Raw genomic sequence first — 24,112 nt, 5'->3', positions numbered from 1 at the left:
TGTCTCTTTTTGGCAACACATTAACTCTTTTAAAAAACAAGTAGTTAAGGAAACAGGGGGAGAAACTTGGCTGGTTTGGCGACACTCTGGGAGGTCCGTATTGCCGCGAACGCATGATTATGCGGATAAAAAAGCACTGGCATGCTTTGTGCTTTGGGCTAAGACAAGCGCAAGTTCGCCCAATAAATTATCTTGCTAAACGCAGCAGTTTCTCCCAACAAGTGACTCAATCTCAAGCAAATATGGGCCTACCATTCGTCCCATTTGACCAGTTTTCATACTACGTTTAGCGAAAGTCATTCCATCGCGGAGGGCGCGCCTATATCCCCATATCCGCCAGGGGTATTGCATTCAGAGTTTGAATCAATCCAACTAAACCTCAGGGACATAAATCATGCACTTATACAACGACGAAAATATTCGCTTTGCAAGACCTCATTTCCCCTCCTCCGTCAAAGAAGCTATCCATTCCACTTCACGCCCGCTGCCCCTTAAGAATGAAGGAAGTCTCGCTGGAATTTCCGACACCAAATGCATTTTGAGACAAGGTAACTACAGTATCTGTCTGGCGAACTCACCCCGGCAATGCAGCCTCGTGAACAAGCTGGTCAAGAGCATGTACTCCTGGCGTGGATATCATACCGAGGGTTCAGCCATTTCTTCACATAATCCGAACCAGCTAACGCTTGAGGCATCCATCGGACAGGATCTCGCCGGCACGCTTACGATAGGTGTCGATTCGAAGGAAGGGCTGCTGGTTGATACGCTTTACGAACAGGAGCTCAAAACCCTCCGCGCAAAAGACCGAAAAGTCTGTGAGTTGTCAAAGCTTGCAATAGATCCTGTTCACAGCTCAAAAGAGCTACTTGCTTCTCTATTCAATCTCGCTTATATCTATGGGCGTATCGTTCGCAAGGCCACAGATTTCGTTATCGAAATTAACCCGCGCCACAAGGGATATTATAAACGCATATTGGGATTTCGGCAGATTGGTGAAACACGCACCTGTCAGCGCGTCAATGCACCAGCTGTGCTGTTGCATCTGGAGCTTGATTATGTGGATACCCAGATTTTGTCCCTGGCGGGCTCCCCTGACCCCAGGCAAAGATCCCTCTACGCCTATTTTCTCACTAAGACGGAGGAACATAGGGTAGCCAATAACCTCATGCGCCACTCTCTGGCAACGCATTAGCTGAGTGACTGGCTCTCGGCCGATGTAAACTGATCACAGCCTGATTGCTTGTCAGTTGACTCACTTAATTTTGACTGTTGAGGTGGAATGATTTCCGGAGAACGTATCGGAAAGAAACCGGCCTGGAAATAAAAATAAGTACACATGGCTTTCAACCTGAGCCGTTGTCCTGCGTAACTTCTTTGTCAGAATTCATCCGGAGCAATCCATAAAAAGCCCCCTCATGAGGGGGCTTTTTATACAGTTGACCCGCATGTCTCAGCATATTCTCACACCCTTCTACGCACGGCGCCCATACCCAGCAGGCCCAGACCCAGCAGAGCGAGCGTTGCCGGTTCGGGGATTTCACCAGGAGCTTTCTGGAAGTCAAAATCGCTATGAGCAAAGGCGCCATTTGTCAAGCCGTCACCACCCAAAACAGAGCCGGAACCAAGGACGCCGATCATGTTATCCAGAGGACCGTTGTCGGGATCAAGCGCTGCGTTGGCGCAAAAAGGAGAGAGGCCGGAGCAGTCCTGCAATCCATATGTGTTCGGTCCGCCATCTAGGATACTGAGGCCAAAATTGACTGCCGCAAAATCGGCGCTAGATGACCCCCCGGCGACGATAGGGACACTGGTCTGGGCATTCAAGGCAATCCAGAATTCATCGCCGTCGGCTGCGGAAAAGCCATCAACCTCGAACAGACTGCCGTCAGTCGCCTTCGCAATGCAGTCTGCCTGGCTGGTACAGTCTGTGGCACCCAAGGTACTAAGATTCGGCGTATCGTCCAGCCACAAAGCGGCTACCGCGCCGCCGCCTGCTCCACCTCCTGTCACAACATTGCCGGGAAGAAGCGAGTTCAAGCCGGGGGCATAGGCGCCAAAGACCATATCATTGTTGCCACCCACGCCATCCAGATCATCAAAGCGAAGGAGCGTAACCGCAGCGACGCCAGTCAGCTCTTGAGGAAAAATAAGAGTGCTGTCACTGCCAGTGACATCAAAAGTCTGGGTAATCTCAAAAACGGAGAGCAGGGTGTCACCGACATCAAAGACGTCTGGCGTATTATTGGCGTCCAGGAGAAAGTCTATATTATCATCTTCGAAGCCGGTGAGGGGGCTATAAAGGGTTACGACGGCGGCTGATGGCCCGGAGAGAAGGGCCAGCCCCAGCCCCAGCGCAGCAACAATCGGTTTCAGTTTCGTGTCCATGATCTATCCCTATAAAGATTAAACCGCGTTAGTATTTTTACAATTTTGCAGAAAGAAGCCCAAAGCATCGGCATCCGTCGATTTATTTGAAGCACAAGTCGTGCCATAACTGGAGGGAGCACGTCCTAATTACTTGTATATAAAGATATAAATATTGATATCACAACATGAGCTTCTATTCATGCTGGCTCACAGGTAAAGATATGTAAAATAATTCGACAGAGAGGCTTTCCCCACGCAGGGGGAGAGCCTGCCTGCGTACAGCGCGATATTTTGCCAAGGGTAGTTGGCAACCGGAGAGGCTCGGCTAAAGTCCATCTATGACTGTTTTGGGGCTGAGAGTTCTTCCATAGGCTGAAAACCGCCAATCCGATTACATGGCATACGTATCCAGTTGGGCCGTGTTGAGCTGGGAGTGTAATTTTGACGGAGACGTCAAGAAATGGCCGGTAGAACTGTAAGATTTCTCGACATCCGGTAATAGCACGAGCGTTCGTATTTCCTCCGGAGGAGAAGTTTAGTCTCGGCGCTAGCAGGCGCAGAGAAGGTGATTTTAGCCAGACAAGCGGAAATTTGACTCTGGTATCAGCTCAGGTGGCAAGATGACGTTCTTGAGAGGATGAAATCGGGCTGCTGCTCCCTCGGCGTATCATGTCAGCTCAGGCCGAGCTTATGACAGGCGATGGCAATCGCAAGGCGATTCAGGGGATTGCGGTTTCCCCCCGGTCGCCAGGTAAGTGCCAGTTTGTTGAGATATCCATCGAAATGGTAGCCCTTGGGTGCGACCCGGACAGGGCCGCGCCCAAGGAGAATTTTCATGGCTTCAGTCGCTGCGGCGCCAGCGCAAAACTGACAGGCCATGATCGTGGAGGGACCCTTGCGTCTTGCCAGATCGACCGTGGAAGGATCGGCGAGGTAGCTCATTTGCAACCGGGCCGGCGCCAATCCCATGAGAAAACGGACGGGTTTTTCTGCCTCTGTACCGTCGTCCAGACGAAAATAATCCTTAAAACTCATACCGCCCGGCAAAAAATTGAGCACCGCCGTACCCATACCCAGTGGGGCCGCAGTCACTGCAGGCACACCTTTTGCGGCACAAGCGGCAAATACCTGCTGTCGAGCCTGGAAAGCGAAGAAATCCAGCCCGTCAATGTAAATATCCACTCCATCCAGAAATTCATCCAGATTGTCGGCTGTCACCCCCTCGGGGAATCCCCTGATATCCAGTTCGGGGTTGATGTCCTCCGCCTGCCGAATCATGACGTCCAGCTTATGTTGGCCCAACGTACTAAGGGCCGCCCCAGTCTGACGATTGAAATTGGCCAGATCGTAAGTATCAAAATCAGCCAGATGAAATTTACCTATACCTAGTCTGCAAAGGGTCAGAAGATGAATTCCGCCCACGCCTCCCATACCTGCAATCGCTACCCGTTTGTCGCGTAGTTCGTCCTGCTCCCGCCGGGTCAGCCAGCCGATATTTCGAGAAAAGGCCTCATCATATATAAAGGGTTGCATGCCATTAAACCGAATGTTTCATGACGAATCCTTGCGGTACATTGACGCGGCTGTGAACCTGCGGATTTTCCAATCCGTCCGGTTAAACGCGATCTTCCTTAAAATCCATCGATGGGGTCACACGGGCTTGCGAAGGGAACGGCTTCTCTAAATAATACTGGAGCACTTGAGCTGTCAAAGAAAAGGGGCCATAAGCACGGTGGCCGGCCCGGATATATTCCGCCTATGGGGGCTGCGGAATCGGGTTCCCCTTCGCGCGACGACAACCTTTAAGAACCTTCTCAACTCGAATATACGCCCAACAGGATGGCGGGTCAACGCGACAATGGCTGGTGGGGAAAACGACGCAAAATCTTAATTCGACAACCGGTACAAAACAAGTGAACTCCTGCAATAAAGTCGAGGCAGGCTGAGTCCGTTATCATGGTATGTATTCATTCAATCACTCTTCCGGAAGATGCATTGCGGAAGAACAGCATACAGTCTCGGGGGTGTACAATGACAACAAAAGCAAGAGCGTCGCAAACTTCTTGCCGCGGCACATGGCAGCGTGCCGCGCCCAACCTCTCCATAAGGCACAACTGCAAATAGGGTGTTGCGCAGCACTCGGAAATCAATCCTCCTTCGGGTAAATTCCAGCACGACCGCTAATGCGGGCGATGGGCAAAATGACGTCGTTAGTGAGAATATTCTGGCTCGACCTTAAATTGGCGTTTCGCAATATCGTGCGTCAAAAACGCCGCAGCGTCATCGCGATAGGAGCTGTTGCGTTTGGAATTACGGCACTCATTCTGGCGAACGGTTTTATCGAGTGGATTTTTCTGGACTTTCGAGAATCCACCATCAAATCACATCTGGGTCATCTGCAAATCGTCCGCCCGGGCTATCATGAGGCAGGGAAAGCCGATCCCTATGCATTTCTACTTCCCGATATCATACCTGAACTGAAAACGTCATATGAACCACAGCCAATAAAAACCGTGGCCCCGCGGATCTCCTTCAGTGGTCTGATCAGCCATGACGAATCGACAATCTCATTCATTGGCGACGGGGTCAGCCCCCAAGAACAGGAGGCGTTCGGTAACGCGCTGCAAATCTCGGCGGGCCGAAACCTTTCTGCTGATGATCCCCGGAGTATCATCGTCGGCGAAGGCCTTGCACGCAATCTCGGCGTCAATGTCGGCGACCAGGTCGTGCTATTGGCGACAACCGCATCGAGAGGAACCAATGCGGTAGAGGTTACTATCCGTGGCCTCTTCTCCACGGTAACCAAGGCTTATGACGATGCCGCTATTCGCATGCCTATCGAAACGGCGCGACATTTGCTCCGCACCAAAGGATCTCATGTCTGGGTGATATTGCTGAACGACACCGCACAAACCGACAGCATGCTCGCAAAGTTGCGCGCTAAACTGGAAAAGAACAACTTAGAGATTGTTCCCTGGCATGCGCTTGCGGATTTTTACAACAAGACCGTAACGCTGTTTACCAAACAAGTTTATGGCATCAGACTGATTATCGCCGTTATCATCCTTCTCAGCATCACCAATACGATGACCATGAGTGTAATGGAGCGGATCGGGGAAATCGGCACTGCCATGGCGCTCGGCGTGAAGCGCATGGGTATAATGCGTTTGTTCGTGAGTGAAGGAGTTCTCATCGGCTGTCTTGGCGGCATGATCGGTTTGCTGCTGGGAGTGTTATTCGCCCATATAATCTCCAGTATTGGGGTTCCCATGCCGCCGCCACCGGGCATGGCACGGGGCTACACGGGACAGATTCTCGTTACCTGGAACATAGCACTGGAATCGCTCGCGCTCGCCGTCGGTACAACGCTGGTCGCCAGCATTTACCCGGCCTGGCGCGCGTCAAGGATGCAGATCGTCGATGCCTTACGGCATAACCGCTGATCCTGAATCATGTTCAAACTCGCATTACGCAACGTTTTTCGCCAAAAATCCCATACTGCGACGACGCTGGCGGCCATCGTTGGCGGGGTGGCGGGGCTTATCCTTGCTGGCGGCTGGGTGAACGATGTTTTCGTGCAGCTATCCGAAGCCCTCATTCACTCACAATCGGGACATTTACAGGTCTATAAAAAGGGGTTTTTCGCCGAGGGAACGCGCGCTCCGGAGAAGTATCTGATCGGAACACCTGATGAAATTAAAGACCGCATCGCCGCCGACCCGGATGTTGCCGCTGTGATGGCGCGCCTCAACTTCTCGGGACTGCTCAATAACGGCCGCAGCGATTTGCCCATCATCGGCGAAGGAGTGGAAGCAAAGCAAGAGGCTGTGCTCGGAAGCTCTGTTTCGATCATCGCGGGGCGTCAACTGGATGACAAGGATGCGTTTGGCGTCGTGCTAGGCGAGGGTGTCGCAGGGGTATTGAAATTGAAACCTGGCGATCACGTGACGCTGCTTGCAAATGCCCTTGAGGGCGCGTTGAACAGCATTGACCTGGAAGTAATTGGCGTATTTCAGAGCTTCTCCAACGATTACGATGCGCGGGCGATAAAAATCCCTCTTGCCGCGGCTCAGGAATTGCTCGGCACTGAGGGGGTGAACGCGCTCGTGATTTCCCTGAACAAAACTGAGAACACCGATCGGGCCGCTACCCGCCTGAAGGAACAACTTGGCGCTCTGGGCCTGGAGGTTAAGACCTGGGTTGAACTTAACGATTTCTACGAAAAAACTGTAGAGCTGTATAAAGGCCAGTTCGGCGTTTTGCAACTGATCATTCTTCTCATGGTTCTGCTGAGTGTTGCCAACAGTGTGAACATGAGTATCTTTGAGCGGACCGGAGAGTTTGGCACGATGATGGCGCTTGGGAACCGTCGAAGCCAGATATTTCGGTTGATCGTAGTCGAAAGTGCACTACTCGGTTTGATCGGCAGCAGTCTCGGGCTCGTGCTCGGTGTGGCGCTGGCGCTCGCTATCTCTGCGATCGGCATACCGATGCCCCCGCCCCCGAACGCTAACGTGGGCTATACGGCCCACATCCAGATTATCCCCTCCGTCTTGTTTATGTCGTTTGCCATCGGCATTACGGCGACCACTCTGGCAGCAATGCTTCCGGCAAGGCATGTTTCCCGGACGCAACCCGTCGAGGCGCTCCGGCAGAATTTTTGATTTCCATATGCTGCCACAGGAAAGTAGTGAGCGATACAGGAGAGCGTTATGCCTCTGCCGGACATAGAGAGTCATGCGAGGACGCTCTCGCTGTAATTTCGTCTCCAGGTTTCGATAATCGCCTTGGCCTCTTCCAATGTATCGAACCAGTGCAAGTTCAAGCATTCACCTGCGAAATGTCCCGGTAAATATCGTGACCTGACAGAGCTCAACCCAAAGAAACGGAAATTATCCTGCTCAGCCTACCGACTTTGCCTGCTGCTCAATGATACGTAGAACACGTCTTGCGGATCGAAGCGAACCCTCGATAAAGCCCTGATAGTCCGAAAATGCTTCGCCGCAGACATGGATATTTTTTATTCCTGATGTATCCTGATGCAGGGAAAATGCCTCGAGGAACTCAATATGTTTCCAGGACATTACGCCTGGCAGCCATCCGTGAGCAGCCGCGCCAAAGGGTTTCTTGCCCCAGTCCCGCATGCCGCATGCGAGGAGGCGGTCCTCGGTAAAATCATGGTGCTCATAATCCCTCGCAAACTGTACAAAGCGCTGCCACAATCGAGGATAACCCGGCTCTTTCACGATGAGAGCGTTTTCCTCATTAAAATACGATTCCTGCGGCCCGTCTGACTGGAAAGATTCCTTTTCCAGCTTCAAAAACCAGGTTCTGGCTATTTCCTGGCTTTCAAGCTGAGGAGCTTCCGACGGCTCTTGATTGGGCTGAGCTTGGTTGGAATCCCTTGTTCTCAGGTAATCGGACCAGAATGTGATCGCCGGACGATCTGTATAGACCATGATCAGTCCTTTTGTCCCGTCGCTGCTTTTTACGTATAGCAACTCTCGTGTCGGTATATCCGCAGCATTGCGGTTAAGCGGTCTGTTGTCTTCCCACCAGGGTCTTTCGATAACGAAGAAGCACTTCAATAGCGGAAGGCAAGCGACGGCGTTCAGCGATTCTTTGAGAGTTCCTTGCGGCGGACGTCCATTCCAGGACATTTCTTCGAGTGGTTGCTTGGGCAAAGCAAGAATAACCCGCCGTGCCTTGACGACATTTTTCTCATTCTCGACAATGACATCGATCTCTCCGCCATTCGATTGAAGGCTTAGTACTTTCCTGCCTTTCTGAATGCATAACCCGGGATTATCTTTTCTTTCCTGGTGCAGCCTCTCCAGAAGTTTCCATATGATCCGGCTCATTCCCCCGCGAATGCCGCGCAGCGATCCCGTGCTACGAATCGCCCTAAGCCAGAAAATTATCCACTCCGCTGCATTCAGATTTTCATGTACAAAGTGATAATAACTTCCCCAATCCCTGATTTTGATTACTGCATAGTGACTTAACACATCACTGAGAACGTTCCAGAAGCCTAGATCCCAAAGCGAATGGCCCCGAAAGCGGGCGCACTCGCGAATTTTTTTGAAATCGGCATCAGTAAGGTTCTGAATCCATTCGAGCAACTCCCCTTTCCAGTAGTGACGGTAAAAGAATGCCCCGTTATGCAAGTTGTTCCACTGCTCATTGGCGGCATCGGTACGCCATGGGCCTGAAAGCTTCGGGCCAGCGGCGTTTCCAGCGGAAGTCCTTGATTCTTCCACAGCCTTGGAGTTTTTATCTTCAGGTTCAATGCCTTCAACGAGCTCAAATATGCGCCTGAGAGCCAGTATCATCAAGTCGAAGGGGGTTTTCTGCTGGGCCTCTTCTTCGCGCAGGGTAAACCGCGGCTCCATAGGATCTTCCGACACATACGAAGAGAACGGTACTAAATCATCCAGACTTTCTGCTTCGCCCGGGACGGGTTCTTTGATTCCCAGTTCGTCGAGGAGCCTTTGCAATAAAGGCTGGTCACGTGGCTCAATTCTCATGGGTCCGAATTCAGCGCGGAAATACTCTATTTTCGATAGCTTTTCTACAACATTGCCATTCTCCTCCGTTGACTGCGTTTCCGCAGGACCTCTATAAGGAGATTGCTTATCGCCTTGTGGTTCAAGAGGATCAGGTTTGCCGCTGGCAAAGTCCCAATTGCACGGGTCCCACGTATCCTGGAATCCAATGGTTTCCCCATGTTTTTCGTCAGCTCGCAGCAAGGACCAGGTTTCTATGCGACCTCCAAATCGATTCGAAGCTTCGAGAAGGAGAATACTGTTGATTTTGAGCAATTCACGCTTTTTGATCAGTTCGTGACAACAATACAAACCCGCAATTCCGCCACCTACAATTACGGCATCGTATATTTCGGATCCCTGCGTATGAGTTTCATTGTTCGGCATATCTTCTCCCGAAAATCTGGACGTTCTGTAGATTGAGGAAAACTTTATCTCAATGACTCCGCAATTGCGGCCGTGCAATCCCGCTTTGATGCAACACGCTTGTCCACTGCGGCGCTTGAGGAGCTGCCGAGCTTGGATGGTCGAATTTGTGGGATGAAATGGAGCCCTTGGTCAGGTACGCTGTCACTCGTTGTAGCTCATCCCACGAATAAGGGTTAGCCACCCGTCGCTGCCTTATTTTCCGACAAGCACACCTTGCCTGACAACGCATTTACCAGCTTTATATACTGAGCGATTCTTTGGGACGGAAACGACGGCTTCCGGTATATGTTCCGCGTTGAGCGTCACGAAGTCGGCATTTGCGTTCTTGCGCAATCCGTAATCGGTGAACCCGAGCGCTTTCGCACCCGCTTCTGTCACGATATCGAAGGCGACGCGAAGATCCTCGTCGGTATAGAAGCCTGAGCGATAGCCAACCATCATTGCCCGGCCCAGCATATCGCCATCGCCGTAAGGCCACCAGGAATCCCGAATATTGTCGCTGCCGCTAAAGACCGTAACGCCAGCTCTGCGCAATTCCAGGATGGGTGGAAAGGAACGATCACCCGGCGCATTGGTCATGATTGCAATGCCGGCTTCAGCAAGGAGCCGCGCGGTGCGTCTGGCAACATCGAGTGGAACCTCGCCCAGCGCATAGGCGTGGCTGACAGCAACGTGGCCTTCCATACCCAGCGCGCGGGTGCGGGCAGCAATTTCCTCCAATTCGTATATGCCAAGCATATTGGGATCGTGAAGGTGAATGTCGATATCGACGCCGCGCTTTTGGGCAATACCGAAAATCACGTCGAGGTGCGCTTTGGTGTCTCTGTCGAATGAAGCGGGATCGAGCCCGCCGATAACGTTACAGCCAGTATCAAAGGCCGCGTCCAGCAACTCTGCCGTGCTTGGGCAGGCAATAATGCCGTTCTGCGGGAAGGCGACGAGCTGAATATCGATGAAATCTTGATATTCCTCACGGACGGCAACTATGGTTTCAAGAGATTCGAGACCGACACTTGCATCCACCATGACGTGGCTGCGCATATGCGTCGATCCGTTGGCAATACAGAGCTCAAGCTGGCTCCGGGCCCGCTCCGCCATCGGTGCAGCCTGAGCCATGTTCTGGCGCTGGAATTCGACGCGTTCACGCACATCGAAGCCGTGGGTGCATGATTTGTGGGGCTTCCACGCATCCCCGTAAAAACTGGTGTCAAGATGGATGTGACCCTCGACAAAACCGGAGACAACCAGCGCCCCGCCGAGATCGATGACATTGCGCGCCGCAATCTTTTCATTGCCATCAGGTTCGATGGAAGCAATCTTTCCATCCTTAACCACAATGGACGAAAGCGTTCCATCAGATAGCCTTGCGCTCCGAAACAGTATATCGGCGTTATGCATCAAAAAGCCTTGTTATGGATCAAAGAATCCCTCAGGAGTCAGATTGTGGGAGTCAACGCTGTACTAATCCGAATCCGGGCCCTCCGGCAATCGGAGTGCCGCATCTCATGGAATTTTCTTCTGATTTTGTCCTCATTGGCGGAGAGATGAGGCTCATCGCACTCATTATCAAGCCAATTCGATGCATTCTATCTTATGTGGGCGAGCCAGCGTCACCCCCCATGTTACGCGACGAAAGTCGAATCAAACTCCATCCATGAAACCGCAAGGTTGTAATATTTAAATTTCACGATGCCGGTATGGCAATAAAAAAGAAAAAACAGCTTGATCAAGATGTAGTTTTAACCTACAAAAAGTAAAGAATAGCCTTTAAATTCTGTTCGCGGCGGCAAAACCGCCAGTCTGATGAGAAGCAGCTGTATTCATATATTTGATATTTGCAGTGTGAGCGGTAAGGCTCTACAGGTGTGACTGATGCGTAGGCGCATCGAAACTGTCCTGTAAACCAAGCTGCTCCCTGCCGCGACAATGCCTGGACTTTTCAATCATGCGCAATTCAGTCCATTTGCCGGGAACGCGCCGGAAGAGGCTGCGTCGCCGTGGCTGGTGCGCGTGATTCATGCGTCGGTGAAGGGCCGCGCCAGACTTGAGGTCAAGGGTTTGTATCGCTGCGAGCCGGTCAGGCTCAGGATCGAGTCTGCATTGGCTAGGCATTCTGGGATCAGGCAGGCCTCCGCGAATATTCTTACCGGCCGCTTATTGATCGTTTTCGACCCGGTGCAGGAAGTTGGAGAAATCACGGTCCTGGTGGAGCAGGTGTTGGCGGAGCCCACACTTGCCTCCGAATGGCCGGTTGCTTCTCGTGGCGCCAGCCCGGCTCCGGTACAAGAAGGAGGCAACTGGCATGTGCTGCCTGGCAATGCTGTGCTGGCAGACCTGGAAACTTCCAGCGAGCGGGGCCTTAGTCAGGATTCCGTGCAGCTCAAGCTACGGCGCTTTGGCGCCAACAGCCTGCCGCGGATACCGCCCCGCTCCGGGCTGAATATTTTTCTGGGACAGTTCAAGAGCCTGCCGGTAGCTTTGCTGGGCATGTCCGCCGTGCTTTCTGTAGCTACCGGAGGCCTGGCCGACGCCGTCGTGATTCTTGGAGTAGTTCTAATCAACGCAGGCACTGGGTATGTCGCCGAGTCCCAGGCGGAACGAACGATTAATGCGCTCGGAGAAACGGCTTCCCAGAAAGCTCTGGTGATCCGTGACGCCCAGCTTGGCGAAGTAGGGGCTGAAGTTCTGGTGCCGGGCGACATCCTGGTGCTGGCGCCAGGATGTCGTGTAGCGGCGGACGCCAGGCTGCTGGAGTCGCGCAATCTGATGATAGACGAGTCAGCGCTGACAGGGGAAAGTCTGCCGGTCATCAAGGCAGTTGAGCCGCTAGAGAAGCCTGATGTGTCCCTGGGGGACCGCATCAACATGGTCTACATGGGCACGGTGGTTACCGGAGGCAGCGGACTGGCAGTAGTGGTCGCCACCGGGCGTCAAACCGAGATTGGCACCATCCAGGTGCTGGTGGGTGAAACCAGGCCTCCGGATACACCTATGCAACGCCAGCTCGCTACCTTGGGGAACCAGATGGTGCTGCTATCCGTCGGCATCTGCGGAATGGTGTTCCTGATCGGGCTGGCGCGTGGCTACGGGTGGCTGCAGATGCTGAAGAGCTCAATTTCCCTGGCCGTTGCGGCAGTGCCGGAAGGTCTGCCCACCGTCGCCACCACCACCCTGGCGCTGGGTATCCGCAATATGCGCCGCCACCACGTGCTGGTGCGCCACCTGGACGCCGTGGAAACCTTGGGAGCCATGCAAGTGATCTGCCTCGACAAGACGGGAACGATTACGCTTAACCGCATGTCGGTGCTGACGCTACATAGCGGCGGGCGCCGCATTACACTGGCTAACGATGCGTTTTACGACAGCGGGGTAAGAATGGACCCCTATCAGAGCGATGAATTACTGCGCCTCATGCACGTGGCCGTTCTGTGCAACGAGACGGAGTTGAGCGGCGCCGCAGGCGATTATATGTTCAAGGGGTCCGCAACCGAGACTGCATTGGTGCATCTGGCAATTGCGGCTGGCGTGTCGGTGGACGCGCTGCGGCAGCAATACCCAAGAGTGCAAGTGGAATACCGCACCGAAAAGCACAATTACATGCGCACAACGCACGTAATGGAAGAGGGTAGAAAGTTTATCGCGGTCAAGGGGAGCCCGGCCGAGGTGCTAGAGTTATGTGGCTGGTGGATCAAGGACGGAGTTCGTCTTCCACTCACGGAAACCGAGCGCGCCGCCATACTGATCGAAAATGATCGCATGGCAGGGGAAGCCCTGCGTGTGCTTGGGTTTGCCTATATGGAGCTGGCGCAAGAAGCGGATGAGACCTCAGCACAAGATCTCATCTGGCTCGGGTTGACCGGCATGGCGGACCCCGTGCGGCAGGGGGTGAAGGAACTTATCGCCCTGTTTCATCAGGCGGGGATAGATACGGTGATGATTACCGGTGACCAAAGCGCGACCGCATATGCTATCGGCAAGGAACTTGGCCTATCCGGCAGCAAGGAACTGAACATTCTCGATTCCACCCGGCTTGAGCAACTGGATCCAGAGGTGCTCACCGGGCTCGTCCAGAAAGTCAACATTTTTTCGCGCGTAAGCCCAGCCAACAAGCTGCAAATCATGCAGGCGCTGCAGCGCGCGGGCAAGGTCGCCGCCATGACCGGTGACGGAATCAACGACGGGCCGGCGCTTAAAGTTGCCGACATTGGCGTGGCCATGGGCGGCGTCGGCACGGAGGTGGCACGCGACGTGGCTGACGTCGTGCTGGAGGACGATAACCTGCACACCATGATCGTAGCGGTCTCGGAGGGACGTACGATATATAACAACATCCGCAAATCGGTCCACTTCCTCACTGCCACCAACCTCTCGGAGATCATGATGATGCTGGGTTCCATTGGAACCGGACTGGGTACACCGCTCACCACCATGCAGTTGCTATGGATCAATCTGGTGACCGACATTTTTCCGGCTCTGGCGCTCGCCGTCGAGCCACCCGAGCCGGACATTCTAAGCCGTGCGCCGAGAGACCCCCAGGAACCTATCGTGAGTTCGTCCGATTTCAAGCGCTACGGATTCGAATCCTTTGCTATGACCGCAGGCGCCATGTCCAGTTACGGCTATGCGGTGGCGCGCCATGGGATAGGGCCCCAAGCCAGCACAGTCGCCTTCATGACCCTGACGATGGCGCAACTGCTGCATGCCTACAACTGCCGGTCCGACCAGAGCCGCGTTGTCAGCCATGAACCACTACGTCCCAATTCATACCTCAACCTGGCGCTGGGCACAACGGCTGCACTGCAATTGGCATCGGTCGCTGTACCAGGGCTCAGGAGCCTGCTTGGAAATACCCTGCCGGGCCTGACCGATATGGCGGTGATAAGTGCGGGATCGATACTGCCCTTTATTATGAACGGAGCGACTAAAGGAAAAGAACCCTTCGAAGGCAAGCGACGTCAGGCGCTTTTGCCCTCCGACCTTACAGTGGAAGTCTAGATGATGAAAAAGGATTTCATGTTCACCTCTGAATCCGTTACCGATGGGCATCCGGATAAGCTTTGCGACCAGGTGAGCGATGCACTGATCGACCGGTTCCTTCAACAAGACCCATTTTCAAGGGTGGTGGCGGAATGCGCTGTATCCAAAGGGATACTATTTATCGCGGCGCGCTTCGCTTCGCAGGCTTCGATTGATATTCCCGATGTAGCGCGGCAGGTCATCGGCCAGATCGGCTATGAGCACGGCGCTTTCAACGCAAAGGATTGCACCGTCATGACCAGCCTGATGGAACTGCCGGCGCTGTCTTATCCGCAACCCGATGAGCGGCAGATGGGAGAGGAAGAGCTGGAAGCCATAACCGCCAGGAATCAGGCCAATGTTTTCGGCTTTGCCTGCAACCAGAGCGCAGCCATGATGCCGCTGCCTATCTGGCTTTCTCATAAACTGGCCCGTCGTCTGGCAGCGGCGCGATTCCAAAAGCAACTGCCCTATCTGGCCCCGGATGGAAAAACCCAGGTGGGAGTGGAGTACCGCGACGGCAGGCCGCACCGCATCCACTCCATTACTCTGGTGGCGAGCCAGTGGAGCACTGTTCTACGGGGCCATGACAAGTTGCGGGACGACCTGCATGAGCATGTGATCGAGCCCGCCTTCCTGGCTGAGGAGTTGCGGCCGGATGCTCGTACCCATGTTTTCATCAACCCGGACGGACCGGTTGTCAATGGAGGACCTTCACTGCATTCGGGAATGACTGGCCGCAAGAACGCCGTCGATACTTACGGTGAATATTCCCGGCACTCGGAATCTGCACTATCCGGCAAGGACCCGTCCCGAATCGACCGGGTGGGTGCCTATGCTGCGCGCTACGCTGCCAAGAACGTGGTTGCGGCCGGTCTCGCACAGGCGTGCGAGGTACACCTGGCGTATTCGATCGGGATAACGAGACCGGTAAGCGTCCAGGTGGACAGCTTTGGCACAGGAAGCATACCTGACGCGGAAATCGCGGCCCGCATTCACGCCCATTTCGATTTCCGGCCGGCAGGGATCATCCGTGTGTTCAATCTGCGTTATCAGCCGCAACTGTTCCGGGGAGGGTTTTACCGCAGACTTGCGGTATATGGTCAGGTGGGAAGAATGGATGTCGGGCTACCGTGGGAGGCCACGGACAAGGCAGGATTGCTCCGTTGACGGACATTGCACGGAGCACCGACATGCTGGGAGTGGAAAGATATCGTGCTAGATCAGTGCGGAGACCAAAGCGATAGCTGAGCGTTCCACAGCAGTTTCGACCAGTTTTGCCACGAAAGCATCCGCGACCTTCTGTACCGGATGAAGGTGGTGCGTAAATTGATTGACTGCGGCATGCGCCGCCTGGATATCCTGGATGTATCCATGGTCGCACAACGAGTTGAGGATCGTGGTAGAGCTGATAAGGCACGTGTCGTACTTGATCACAACGCTGCCGGTGACAATGCTGGTTTCAGCCTGAAGAACGCCATGCATCCCTTCCAGGTAAAACTTCAGCTGCCGGGCGCGGGCTTCGTTTTTTTTCAGTGCCGGAGTGTTGACTCGCAACCGACCGGGGACGTGGTGAATATAATTAGCCATGATTTGGCCTCCACTCGGGTTTCTTTCTCATGGCGTGTATTTAATCAGTGCTTTGTTACAGCTTGATGAAACGGCTGCGGTTCAGTGAAGCAATCGGCTGAAGATGAAGACGCAAGCGATGAGGCTGAGAGCATCCACGATGGAATCGCTGCAAAAGGCGGAGTCTGTGCCTGGGCGGGAGAGTATTGAAGGAAACAACGAACAATGATGTGACGGCCGCAGCAGCCAGGAACAGCGCCAGTGAAACGGCCGGCACTGGGCTGATGTCGGATGCTTCCGGTAAGACCGCCAACGGCGGCACTCTGCCCTACCCCGGCGTATCAGGGGGCTGCCGACGCAACTCCCCTGGACCAACGCAACGCCGAGTTACTCTGCGTCAGGGCAGTTAAAATGCTGCATGCAAACAGCATCAGGTCGTCATGCGGCATCCTTGCCATGGCGCGGGTGTGCCGGAGGGTGACCGCCTTCCGCGCGGGACGACTTGGGCAATGCGGCACTCGCCACATCCTTGACGCCGCCGACAACGCTGAGGAGGATGTCGCGCACGCTGGCGACAGCGGTGGTGCCGATGCCACCTGCAGCCTCCGCCGCACCATTTGCCGCTGCCTTGGCAGTTTCCAGGACATTCCCACCCGTTTCGGTGACTGCCTCGACTACGCCGTCCACGGTTCGCTTGGCCACCAGCGTAGTATCGCCGCCTAGGTCACCAGTACCTTTCACGGCGGCTTTCGTAATCTCGGTGGCCGCCGTGATGACGTCGCCGCCTACGTCGGAGACACCCAGTATCACGCCCTTGGCGACGCTCTTGGTGGTGACCAGCAGTCCAGTCCCAAGCTCATCGGTGGCGGAGAGTGCGCCTTTGACCACGTCCCTGGTTACATTGATCGCTTCCGTACCGACCGCGCCGGTAGCTCTCAGCGAGTTGGATACGGTATTGCGCACCAGACTGACGATATCCGATTCGATTTCGTCGATGCCTTTTAGACTGGTGACGATGCCTGTTTTTACGGTATCGCCGGCGGCGCCCATGGTCCGCGCGGTGGTGCGAGAAGCACCCCGCGCTTCTTCACTGCGATAGGTTTCCGCACTGGTGCGCTTTTTTTCATCGGGATGCGTTTCCGCATGGGTATGCGTTCCGCGGGTATGCGGTTCTTTACTGGTGTGCTTCTCTTCACTGGGATGTTTTCCTGTTTTCGATGTCGTCATTTCAAAATCCTCCTGGTTGTAAATTGCAATCCGTCTGTCATGATGTCGGAATGCGTCTTCTGGACGTCTTTACCGCTATGGTGCGGTTGCTCGATTTGACTCCCGCCGCTTTGACGACGGGTTGCGCGTTTTTTTCGCATCGGTTTTGTTCAACCACAGCCATGTCTTGCGTAAAACAAATCTGTGAGTTTGGAAGCGCCTGATCCGGTAGGTTGATGCGGGGAAGAATGATCAAAGCTTGCTTACATTTGTACATTCAGCGTCCTATAGCCCGCCTGGCGGCTCTGCTTCCACGAACCGGCGTTCCATATTATTAATGTGAGTTGACCCAGGGAAAGCATTGAGCGCGTACCAGAATGCCGTTACCGCCGGAACCGCAATATTGCCCTCTATAGCCTGGGCAATGCCCAGTCCGGCCAAGCCCAGGAATATCAGAGATCGCCAATTGAAGTCCCTACTTGAGATTTTCTGGAAATTCCTTTTCTGTGGATTCCGATTCCGGGTGACCGCCTTCGGATCTGAAACGGTCGGCTGGGTCACGGCAGGCGCGCCGGGGTCATCGTTAGTTATACGGAATAATTCCCGCTCCGCCGCATAGCCCCAAACTTGCAGATCATCTGCCGCGTGGCGGACCAGCACACTCCCTGTGAGAACGTTTGCATCCACTGCCAGAATGCCGGGACAGGCGGCTAAGTCGTTTTCAAGAGAGGCGAAATACTTCTCGTCCCCCCGTTTTTCCGCAATCCTGATACGCTTCCTGCCCGGCAGGGCGTGTACCAAGCGTGCAGCCGGGATCATCACGCACCTCGATCCGCAGGTGGAGTTTGGGCAGAATCGCTACCCTTATTACCCTTACCCGACTGCGTATCGGCAGTTCCAGGCGCACCTTGGCCTGCATCACGGGTGTGACCGGCTGGGGTAGCGCCTGCCGAGGCCGAACCTGCGGCTGCGTCGCCAGTCTGGCTGGCCTGAGCAGCAACTGCCGCAACCGGCGCAGCGTCGGGGTTCATTTCCGACTTGGCCTCCGCCACCAGATCATCCATCACTTCACCAAATTCGGCAAAGGATTCGACCCCTTTCTCGTAACAGACAATGCCTGCCTTGATGGCCGCCTTAGTGAGGGGCTTGGCGATATTTGCCAGAATGGGAAGTAACACCGGCGCAAGCAACGTTGCGCCCACGCCCGCCGCCAGTCCCGTGACAACATTGCTTTTGAAAAAATTTTCCGAAGTCATGATCCCACCTTTTTTCCCCGCCAAAAATTATTTATAGCCAATATCTTTCAAGATGCAAGCACTGTCATAAAAATTTAACATTCGCAAAAATTACAGAATTCAAACGAATATCGGTACTCGCATATTTCCATGCCGTTGAAATGGAGAGGATTACCATATCGGGTTGGCGGGTCGGCGGGCCGGCGGACAGCCTAATCAGGCTCAACCGTAGGCTCAGCCTGCAGCCGCCGTTCGCCGGATACGTGATTTTTTAAACGTCTCTCTTCACGCGGATAACAGTTACCGGTAAGTGTCGCGCCCATCAGGCCGACCCTTGAATATCGCCTTCCCGCTAAAAACATCTTGACTATAAGGCTTTGTAAAGGGTACTTTGAATTTACACAGATTGAAAAAAATGCTTTGGAAATAAGTGCTTCTAAATTTGATCCATTCATCGGATGCAGCCATTCGAACCACAAGCCGCGGATCAGGATAAACGCTCCCTTAAGCCATCTCTCGCCGATAACCGGATGCGGCGGCTTGCGACGGGGATGCTGGTTGCGATGCTCGTCGTTCTCGTTCTCGCCAACGTGTTTCTTTCAGCTCATCCGTCGATTGGCTATCTCCGCGCTTTCGCCGAAGCAGCCGTGGTGGGTGCGCTGGCCGACTGGTTCGCAGTGACGGCTCTCTTCCGCCAACCGCTGGGCCTGCCAATTCCCCACACTGCGATCGTTCCGCGCAACAAGGAGCGCATCGGTGCTTCGCTGGGACGTTTTGTGGAGCTTAACTTCGCCTCCCCTGAGGTGGTCTCGGCAAAACTGGCCGGGGTAGACCTGTCCGGTAACCTGGCCCGATGGCTGTCGGCCCCGGAGCGAACCGAAGTCTTCGCCGACCGTGTGATCCGCCTGATTCCGCAATTGCTGGATTCAGTCGAAGACCATCATGTGCGGCGCTTCGTTTCCGACAGCTTATCCAAGCGCGCGCAGCACTTCGACCTCGGCCCACTGCTTGGCGAAGTGATAGCAATGCTCACTGCGGAGAAGCGGCATCAGGTGCTGCTCGACAGGTTATTGCAGGAAGCGGATGAATACGTCACCGCCAACGAACAGCGTATTCGCGAGCGCGTGCGCGAGAACACCGCCTGGTTCTGGCAACGGCTTTCGATGGACGACAAGGTGGCTGACAGCGTGGTGGCAGTGCTGCGCGAGGTCGTCGCCGAGATTGGGCGCGAACCCGAGCATCCGCTGCGCCTCAGGCTCGACGCAGCCATTGAGAAACTGGTTTCCGAGCTGGCATCATCCCCTGAATATCGCCAGCAGATTGCTGTACACACACGCAAGCTGCTGGATCATCCGGCACTACGCGAATTCGCCGCCGGTTTATGGCGCGACATCCGTGGCAGTCTGCGGGAAGACATCGGCAGCGCAGATTCGGCCATAAAGGCGTGGCTGCGGGAAGCAACGCAATCCGCCACCCGCGCTCTGTTGCGCGAAGAGGAGTTGCGCTGGCGCCTCAATGAATGGATACACGATGTGGTAGTAGAGGCAGTGCAATCGCACCAACGCGACGTGGGTTTGCTGATTGCGGACACGGTACGTAACTGGGACACCGAGACCGTTACCCGCCGGATCGAGCAGCAGGTAGGCGAAGACCTTCAATATATCCGCATCAACGGCACTTTAATCGGCGGGCTGGTGGGGTTGACAATTTATATCGTGTCGCGGGCCTTCGGCTAATTTTCTGGAAATACGGGGAATCCCGCCGAGATGGAATCAGTCCCGTGGCTTCCGTCTTATTTCCGCAGTTCCAGGCTAATTTCTGTCCAGCTTCCGGTACTGTACCGCTTCGGCGATATGCAAACTGCTTATACTGGTGCTTTCCGCGAGGTCGGCGATGGTGCGCGCTACTTTCAGGACGCGATGATAAGCCCGGGCGGAAAAATTCAGGCGGCTGATGGCTTGCTTGAGCAGGTTCTCTCCCTGCGCATCCGGTACACAGTGTTTATCCATATCCTTTACCGTCAATCGTGCATTGGCCTTGCCCTGCCGCTCCCATTGCCGGTGATAGGCCATTTCAACGCGTTGCCTGATTCTGCTGCTTGATTCGCCTTGCGCCTGTCGCATCAAGTCTTCCTCGGGTACGGCGGGGACTTCGATCTGGATGTCGATACGATCAAGCAGAGGGCCAGAAATTTTGCCCCGGTAGCGCGTTATCTGATCAGGAGTACAACGGCATCTTCCGCTGTGATGGCCGAGGTAACCGCAAAGGCAGGGGTTCATCGCCGCGATCAGTTGGAACCGGGCGGGAAAATCAGCCTGGCGCGCCGCACGCGAAATAGTTATGCGACCTGATTCCAGCGGTTCGCGCAAGACTTCCAGTACCTTGCGATCGAATTCCGGCAGCTCGTCCAGGAACAACACGCCATTCATCGCCAGCGAAATCTCGCCAGGGCGCGGATTGCTCCCGCCGCCGACCAGCGCCACACCCGATGCGGTATGGTGAGGCGAACGATAAGGGCGGCGTTTCCAGTTGGCGACGTTGAAGCCCCCGCTGCTCAGCGACTGCATCGCCGCGGATTCGAGTGCCTCATCCTCGGTCATGGATGGCAAAATGCCCGGAAGCCGGGCAGCCAGCATGGACTTTCCTGTCCCAGGCGGACCGATCATCAGCATACTGTGACCCCCTGCCGCCGCAATTTCCAGCGCCCGCTTTGCACGGCCCTGTCCTTTCACCTCTTCCATGTCAGGATGTTGAGTGGTGCTCGTTTCGGTGTCTCCGTTCGCGCCTGCTCCACCGTAGGTATAAAATTGCAATGGTTCGCGGTTAGCAAGGTGTGCACAAATCTGAAGCAATGATGAGGCGGGATAAACCACAGCCTCCTTGACCAGCGCAGCTTCAGCCGCGTTTTGTAGAGGCAGCACGAAACTCCGCCCTGAGCGCGACGCGCCGTAAGTCATTGCCAATGCTCCGCGGATTGTGCGCAATTCTCCCGTCAGGGCGAGTTCACCAGCCCATTCATATTTATCGAGTTTGTCCGATGGAATTTGACCGGTGGCGGCTAATATGCCCAATGCGATCGGCAGGTCGAAACGGCCGCTCTCCTTGGGCAAGTCGGCGGGGGCAAGATTGACAGTGATGCGCCTTGCGGGAAATTCGAACTGCGCGTTTTGCAACGCCGCCCGCACCCTGTCTTTGCTCTCCTTCACCTCCGCTTCCGGCAGTCCGACGATGGTAAAGCTGGGCAGGCCATTGGCAATGTGAACTTCCACCGTGACCAGCGGCGCTTCCATGCCCGAAATAGCGCGGCTATAGAGAATAGCTAGGGGCATGCAAAAAAGTTCTCAATCAAGGCTAGATACGAGCAAAACAATTCCGCAGACAGGATCAGCTCTCCCCTGCATTTTTAAAAAAGCGGATGCGATTGGCAGCGGGTTTGGAGCCTGTGCCGCTTTCCGGCTAACTGCGTTACTCCGTCTCCGACAGATCGTCCAGCGTCTCCGGTGGAACATCCAACGTGTTCGATAAATCGGTTTTCGCGGCAGCTTCAAGTGCGGCCACCCGCGTTTCCAGCGCGGTCAATTTCTCACGCGTGCGCTGCAGCACTTCCTGCTGCACCTCGAATTCTTCGCGCGTGACCAGATCCAGGCGGGTGAATAATCCTCCGAGCATAACACGCAGGTTCTTCTCCACATCCTTCACGGGACTCTGCGCCAGCAGTTCGTTGACCTTGGTTACAACTTCGTCCAGTACCTTTTGATTAGCCATGATTCTCTCCCATGAATTTCCGCTCCATCATCCGGGCGGATGAGGAGTGCCGCATGCATGCTAAAATCTCACACTTCTGCCAAATAGGCAATCAGCGAGTATTCAGTGCCATATTATGGAACGTTTCCACCTTCTCGAAAACTGGATCAAGGCACAGCTTTCCGATAAGAGTTTTACGTTGTCGCCCGCTTCTGCAGACGCCAGTTTCCGGCGTTATTTTCGCGTGACTTTCAGCGGGAGTACATTGATCGCGATGGATGCGCCGCCCCAGCATGAAGACAGCGCGCCATTCCTGCAGGTGGCAGACTTGTTCGGCTCAGCCGGCGCGCATGTACCGCGCATACTTGCGCAGGATCTGACACAAGGCTTTCTGCTGCTTTCCGACCTCGGCAGCACAACCTATCTTCAGGCGCTGAACGATTACCTCATCGGCGTCGATAACGTCGGCGGCAGGGATGATAAGGAAGACAAGGCGGACCTTTTATATCGCGAAGCGGTCGCTGTGCTCCTTAAAATTCAAGCTGCGAGCCGCCCAGGTGCGTTACCCGATTACGACGAAGCATTACTGCTCAGGGAGTTAAGCCTTTTTCCGGACTGGTATCTGTCCAGGCATTTGCAGATAACGCCTGGCGCAGCCCAGAAAGCAGAGTTGGATGGAATTTTTCGGCGCATCGTGCAGAACAATCTGGCGCAACCGAAGGTATTTGTGCATCGGGACTATCACTCGCGTAACCTGATGGTCACTACTCCAAATCCAGGCATTATCGATTTTCAGGATGCGGTTTATGGTCCCATTACCTACGATCTGGTCTCGCTGTTCAAGGATGCGTATATACGATGGGATGAAGAACGTGTCCTGGACTGGCTGATTCGTTATTGGGAACAAGCCCGAAAACTCGGGTTGCCGGTAGCCACTGATTTCGGCGATTTTTATCGTGATTTTGAATGGATGGGCGTGCAACGCCATCTCAAGGTGCTGGGGATTTTCGCGCGCCTGAATTATCGCGATGGCAAAAGCGACTACCTAGCAGCCCTGCCGTTGGTGGAGGATTATTTGCGCAAGGCTTGCGGACGCTATGTTGAACTTGGTCCTCTGCTAACGCTGCTGGATGAGTGGCGGATGAATGAGCAGCCGGAAGCAAAAATCGGCTACACCTTCTGAAATGGTTCAGTTCAAGACCATGATTCTTGCTGCTGGACGCGGCGAGCGCATGCGTCCCCTGACCGATGCATTGCCCAAGCCGCTGTTGCGAGCCGGCGCCAAAGCGCTGATCGAATATCACCTGGAAAATCTCGCGCGCGCTGGTTTTAGTGACATTGTCATCAACCATGCTCATCTGGGGTACATGATCGAGGCGGCGCTCGGCAACGGCAAACGTTACGGCGTGAACATCCGCTATTCGCATGAGCCGGTAGCGTTGGAAACCGCTGGGGGTATCGCCCGGGCGCTGCCCATTCTGGGAGGTGAGCCTGGAAATAGCCCGACAGAAAAACCATTTCTGACAGTGAACGCCGATATTTATTGCGAATTGGATTTTTCCACCCTTCTGCCGGTTATGGAACATATGGAGGCCAGTCCCGATAAGGATCTGGCGCATCTCGTGCTGGTGGATAACCCCGGCCATCATCCGGCGGGCGATTTTGCGCTCGATTCCGATAGAGTGGCACTTTCAGGAGAAAACAAGCTTACGTTCAGCGGCATTGGCGTCTATCAGCCAAAACTCTTTAAAAACGTAATGCCCGGTTCCATGGCCCGGCTTGCCCCGCTGCTCCGCGAGGCCATCGCGGCGGGGAAGGTTGGCGGTCAATATTATCGGGGAGCATGGGTGGACGTCGGCACACCGGAGCGCCTTCGCCTGCTCGACCTTCAGCTCGATAGCGCTGGAGCACGTAGCGGCAGCGGCAGCGGCAGCGGATGGAGCGTAGTGCAATCCACGGATTGACTTTGCTTTATCGGCGAAATACTGTAAGAATCTTCCT

At 54.6% G+C, this 24,112-nt stretch carries 19 protein-coding genes; 9 read left to right on the top strand and 10 right to left on the bottom strand.

Going from position 1 to position 24,112, the window contains the following annotated elements; translation table 11 throughout:
- Nucleotides 1-394: 394 nt before the first annotated feature.
- Nucleotides 395-1,192 (top strand): long-chain N-acyl amino acid synthase, encoded by a 798-nt coding sequence (locus CRO05_RS04215; RefSeq protein ID WP_143860883.1) that lies wholly within the window; start codon nt 395-397, stop codon nt 1,190-1,192.
- A gap of 269 nt (nt 1,193-1,461) precedes the next feature.
- On the opposite strand, the gene CRO05_RS15800 is transcribed toward CRO05_RS04215, so the two are convergent.
- Both CRO05_RS15800 and CRO05_RS04205 read right to left on the bottom strand, forming a co-directional pair.
- Nucleotides 1,462-2,385, bottom strand: a complete 924-nt coding sequence (locus tag CRO05_RS15800; RefSeq protein WP_097065951.1) for a PEP-CTERM sorting domain-containing protein — start codon at nt 2,383-2,385, stop codon at nt 1,462-1,464.
- A 654-nt stretch (nt 2,386-3,039) separates the two neighbouring features.
- Entirely contained in the window at nt 3,040-3,900 is an 861-nt protein-coding gene (locus CRO05_RS04205) for a ThiF family adenylyltransferase (protein WP_097065950.1), read from the bottom strand.
- A 668-nt stretch (nt 3,901-4,568) separates the two neighbouring features.
- Here CRO05_RS04205 and CRO05_RS04200 point away from each other — a divergent pair.
- Together CRO05_RS04200 and CRO05_RS04195 are read left to right on the top strand one after the other, a co-directional pair.
- Entirely contained in the window at nt 4,569-5,810 is a 1,242-nt protein-coding gene (locus tag CRO05_RS04200) for an ABC transporter permease (protein ID WP_097065949.1), read from the top strand.
- 9 nt (nt 5,811-5,819) lie between these two features.
- Nucleotides 5,820-7,031: an ABC transporter permease gene (locus CRO05_RS04195; protein WP_097065948.1), complete on the top strand. Its 1,212-nt coding sequence runs from the start codon at nt 5,820-5,822 to the stop codon at nt 7,029-7,031.
- Nucleotides 7,032-7,268: 237 nt separating this feature from the next.
- On the opposite strand, the gene CRO05_RS04190 is transcribed toward CRO05_RS04195, so the two are convergent.
- On the bottom strand, nt 7,269-9,299 hold the full coding sequence (locus CRO05_RS04190; RefSeq protein WP_097065947.1) for an FAD-dependent oxidoreductase: 2,031 nt from the start codon (nt 9,297-9,299) through the stop codon (nt 7,269-7,271).
- Between the two features lie 234 nt (nt 9,300-9,533).
- Nucleotides 9,534-10,739, bottom strand: a complete 1,206-nt coding sequence (locus CRO05_RS04185) for an amidohydrolase family protein (protein WP_097065946.1) — start codon at nt 10,737-10,739, stop codon at nt 9,534-9,536.
- Nucleotides 10,740-11,267: 528 nt separating this feature from the next.
- Between CRO05_RS04185 and CRO05_RS04180 the strand changes: the two genes are divergently transcribed.
- Both CRO05_RS04180 and metK read left to right on the top strand, forming a co-directional pair.
- Complete coding sequence (locus CRO05_RS04180; RefSeq protein ID WP_097065945.1) at nt 11,268-14,336, top strand: cation-transporting P-type ATPase; 3,069 nt, start codon at nt 11,268-11,270, stop codon at nt 14,334-14,336.
- Nucleotides 14,337-15,527 (top strand): methionine adenosyltransferase, encoded by a 1,191-nt coding sequence (gene metK / locus CRO05_RS04175; RefSeq protein ID WP_200814298.1) that lies wholly within the window; start codon nt 14,337-14,339, stop codon nt 15,525-15,527.
- 48 nt (nt 15,528-15,575) lie between these two features.
- Here the strand turns inward: metK and CRO05_RS04170 are convergent, their stop codons facing one another.
- On the bottom strand, nt 15,576-15,947 hold the full coding sequence (locus CRO05_RS04170) for an HMA2 domain-containing protein (protein WP_097065944.1): 372 nt from the start codon (nt 15,945-15,947) through the stop codon (nt 15,576-15,578).
- Nucleotides 15,948-16,132: 185 nt separating this feature from the next.
- Here CRO05_RS04170 and CRO05_RS04165 point away from each other — a divergent pair, with 185 nt between their 5' ends.
- Nucleotides 16,133-16,336, top strand: coding sequence for a hypothetical protein (locus CRO05_RS04165; protein ID WP_097065943.1), 204 nt, complete (start codon nt 16,133-16,135; stop codon nt 16,334-16,336).
- A gap of 28 nt (nt 16,337-16,364) precedes the next feature.
- Here the strand turns inward: CRO05_RS04165 and CRO05_RS04160 are convergent, their stop codons facing one another.
- The 3 genes from CRO05_RS04160 to CRO05_RS04145 all read right to left on the bottom strand — a co-directional run bounded on the left by CRO05_RS04160 (nt 16,365) and on the right by CRO05_RS04145 (nt 18,388).
- Nucleotides 16,365-17,153, bottom strand: a complete 789-nt coding sequence (locus CRO05_RS04160) for a hypothetical protein (RefSeq protein WP_097065942.1) — start codon at nt 17,151-17,153, stop codon at nt 16,365-16,367.
- A gap of 264 nt (nt 17,154-17,417) precedes the next feature.
- Entirely contained in the window at nt 17,418-17,951 is a 534-nt protein-coding gene (locus CRO05_RS04150) for a hypothetical protein (protein WP_097065940.1), read from the bottom strand.
- On the bottom strand, nt 17,951-18,388 hold the full coding sequence (locus CRO05_RS04145; RefSeq protein WP_097065939.1) for a DUF5132 domain-containing protein: 438 nt from the start codon (nt 18,386-18,388) through the stop codon (nt 17,951-17,953). Before CRO05_RS04145 ends, CRO05_RS04150 begins: the two co-directional genes overlap by 1 nt.
- A gap of 437 nt (nt 18,389-18,825) precedes the next feature.
- Here CRO05_RS04145 and CRO05_RS04140 point away from each other — a divergent pair, with 437 nt between their 5' ends.
- Nucleotides 18,826-20,103, top strand: coding sequence for a DUF445 domain-containing protein (locus CRO05_RS04140; RefSeq protein ID WP_097065938.1), 1,278 nt, complete (start codon nt 18,826-18,828; stop codon nt 20,101-20,103).
- A 75-nt stretch (nt 20,104-20,178) separates the two neighbouring features.
- Here CRO05_RS04140 and CRO05_RS04135 read toward each other — a convergent pair whose 3' ends face one another.
- On the bottom strand, nt 20,179-21,696 hold the full coding sequence (locus CRO05_RS04135) for a YifB family Mg chelatase-like AAA ATPase (RefSeq protein ID WP_097065937.1): 1,518 nt from the start codon (nt 21,694-21,696) through the stop codon (nt 20,179-20,181).
- 136 nt (nt 21,697-21,832) lie between these two features.
- Complete coding sequence (locus tag CRO05_RS04130) at nt 21,833-22,132, bottom strand: accessory factor UbiK family protein (protein ID WP_097065936.1); 300 nt, start codon at nt 22,130-22,132, stop codon at nt 21,833-21,835.
- Between the two features lie 115 nt (nt 22,133-22,247).
- On the opposite strand from CRO05_RS04130, the gene CRO05_RS04125 reads away from it, so the two are divergent.
- Nucleotides 22,248-23,294 (top strand): aminoglycoside phosphotransferase family protein, encoded by a 1,047-nt coding sequence (locus CRO05_RS04125; RefSeq protein ID WP_097065935.1) that lies wholly within the window; start codon nt 22,248-22,250, stop codon nt 23,292-23,294.
- A gap of 19 nt (nt 23,295-23,313) precedes the next feature.
- Nucleotides 23,314-24,075: an N-acetylmuramate alpha-1-phosphate uridylyltransferase MurU gene (gene murU, locus CRO05_RS04120; RefSeq protein ID WP_097066656.1), complete on the top strand. Its 762-nt coding sequence runs from the start codon at nt 23,314-23,316 to the stop codon at nt 24,073-24,075.
- The last annotated feature ends 37 nt before the right edge of the window (nt 24,076-24,112 follow it).

Source organism: Nitrosovibrio sp. Nv4, assembly GCF_900215485.1.
Classification (GTDB): Bacteria; Pseudomonadota; Gammaproteobacteria; order Burkholderiales; family Nitrosomonadaceae; genus Nitrosospira.
The sequence above is the reverse complement of the archived record's forward strand: the minus strand, read 5'-3'. Positions and strand labels throughout refer to the sequence as shown.

Bases quoted from the DNA above. Each gene is read 5' to 3' on its own strand.
- CRO05_RS04150 (WP_097065940.1), bottom strand. From the start codon at position 17,951: ATGATCCCGGCTGCACGCTTGGTACACGCCCTGCCGGGCAGGAAGCGT.
- CRO05_RS15800 (WP_097065951.1), bottom strand. From the start codon at position 2,385: ATGGACACGAAACTGAAACCGATTGTTGCTGCGCTGGGGCTGGGGCTG.
- murU (WP_097066656.1), top strand. From the start codon at position 23,314: ATGATTCTTGCTGCTGGACGCGGCGAGCGCATGCGTCCCCTGACCGAT.
- CRO05_RS04200 (WP_097065949.1), top strand. From the start codon at position 4,569: ATGACGTCGTTAGTGAGAATATTCTGGCTCGACCTTAAATTGGCGTTT.
- CRO05_RS04135 (WP_097065937.1), bottom strand. From the start codon at position 21,696: ATGCCCCTAGCTATTCTCTATAGCCGCGCTATTTCGGGCATGGAAGCG.
- CRO05_RS04180 (WP_097065945.1), top strand. From the start codon at position 11,268: ATGCCTGGACTTTTCAATCATGCGCAATTCAGTCCATTTGCCGGGAAC.
- CRO05_RS04195 (WP_097065948.1), top strand. From the start codon at position 5,820: ATGTTCAAACTCGCATTACGCAACGTTTTTCGCCAAAAATCCCATACT.
- CRO05_RS04140 (WP_097065938.1), top strand. From the start codon at position 18,826: ATGCAGCCATTCGAACCACAAGCCGCGGATCAGGATAAACGCTCCCTT.
- CRO05_RS04205 (WP_097065950.1), bottom strand. From the start codon at position 3,900: ATGCAACCCTTTATATATGATGAGGCCTTTTCTCGAAATATCGGCTGG.
- metK (WP_200814298.1), top strand. From the start codon at position 14,337: ATGATGAAAAAGGATTTCATGTTCACCTCTGAATCCGTTACCGATGGG.
- CRO05_RS04145 (WP_097065939.1), bottom strand. From the start codon at position 18,388: ATGACTTCGGAAAATTTTTTCAAAAGCAATGTTGTCACGGGACTGGCG.
- CRO05_RS04170 (WP_097065944.1), bottom strand. From the start codon at position 15,947: ATGGCTAATTATATTCACCACGTCCCCGGTCGGTTGCGAGTCAACACT.
- CRO05_RS04215 (WP_143860883.1), top strand. From the start codon at position 395: ATGCACTTATACAACGACGAAAATATTCGCTTTGCAAGACCTCATTTC.
- CRO05_RS04160 (WP_097065942.1), bottom strand. From the start codon at position 17,153: ATGACGACATCGAAAACAGGAAAACATCCCAGTGAAGAGAAGCACACC.
- CRO05_RS04185 (WP_097065946.1), bottom strand. From the start codon at position 10,739: ATGCATAACGCCGATATACTGTTTCGGAGCGCAAGGCTATCTGATGGA.
- CRO05_RS04130 (WP_097065936.1), bottom strand. From the start codon at position 22,132: ATGGCTAATCAAAAGGTACTGGACGAAGTTGTAACCAAGGTCAACGAA.
- CRO05_RS04190 (WP_097065947.1), bottom strand. From the start codon at position 9,299: ATGCCGAACAATGAAACTCATACGCAGGGATCCGAAATATACGATGCC.
- CRO05_RS04125 (WP_097065935.1), top strand. From the start codon at position 22,248: ATGGAACGTTTCCACCTTCTCGAAAACTGGATCAAGGCACAGCTTTCC.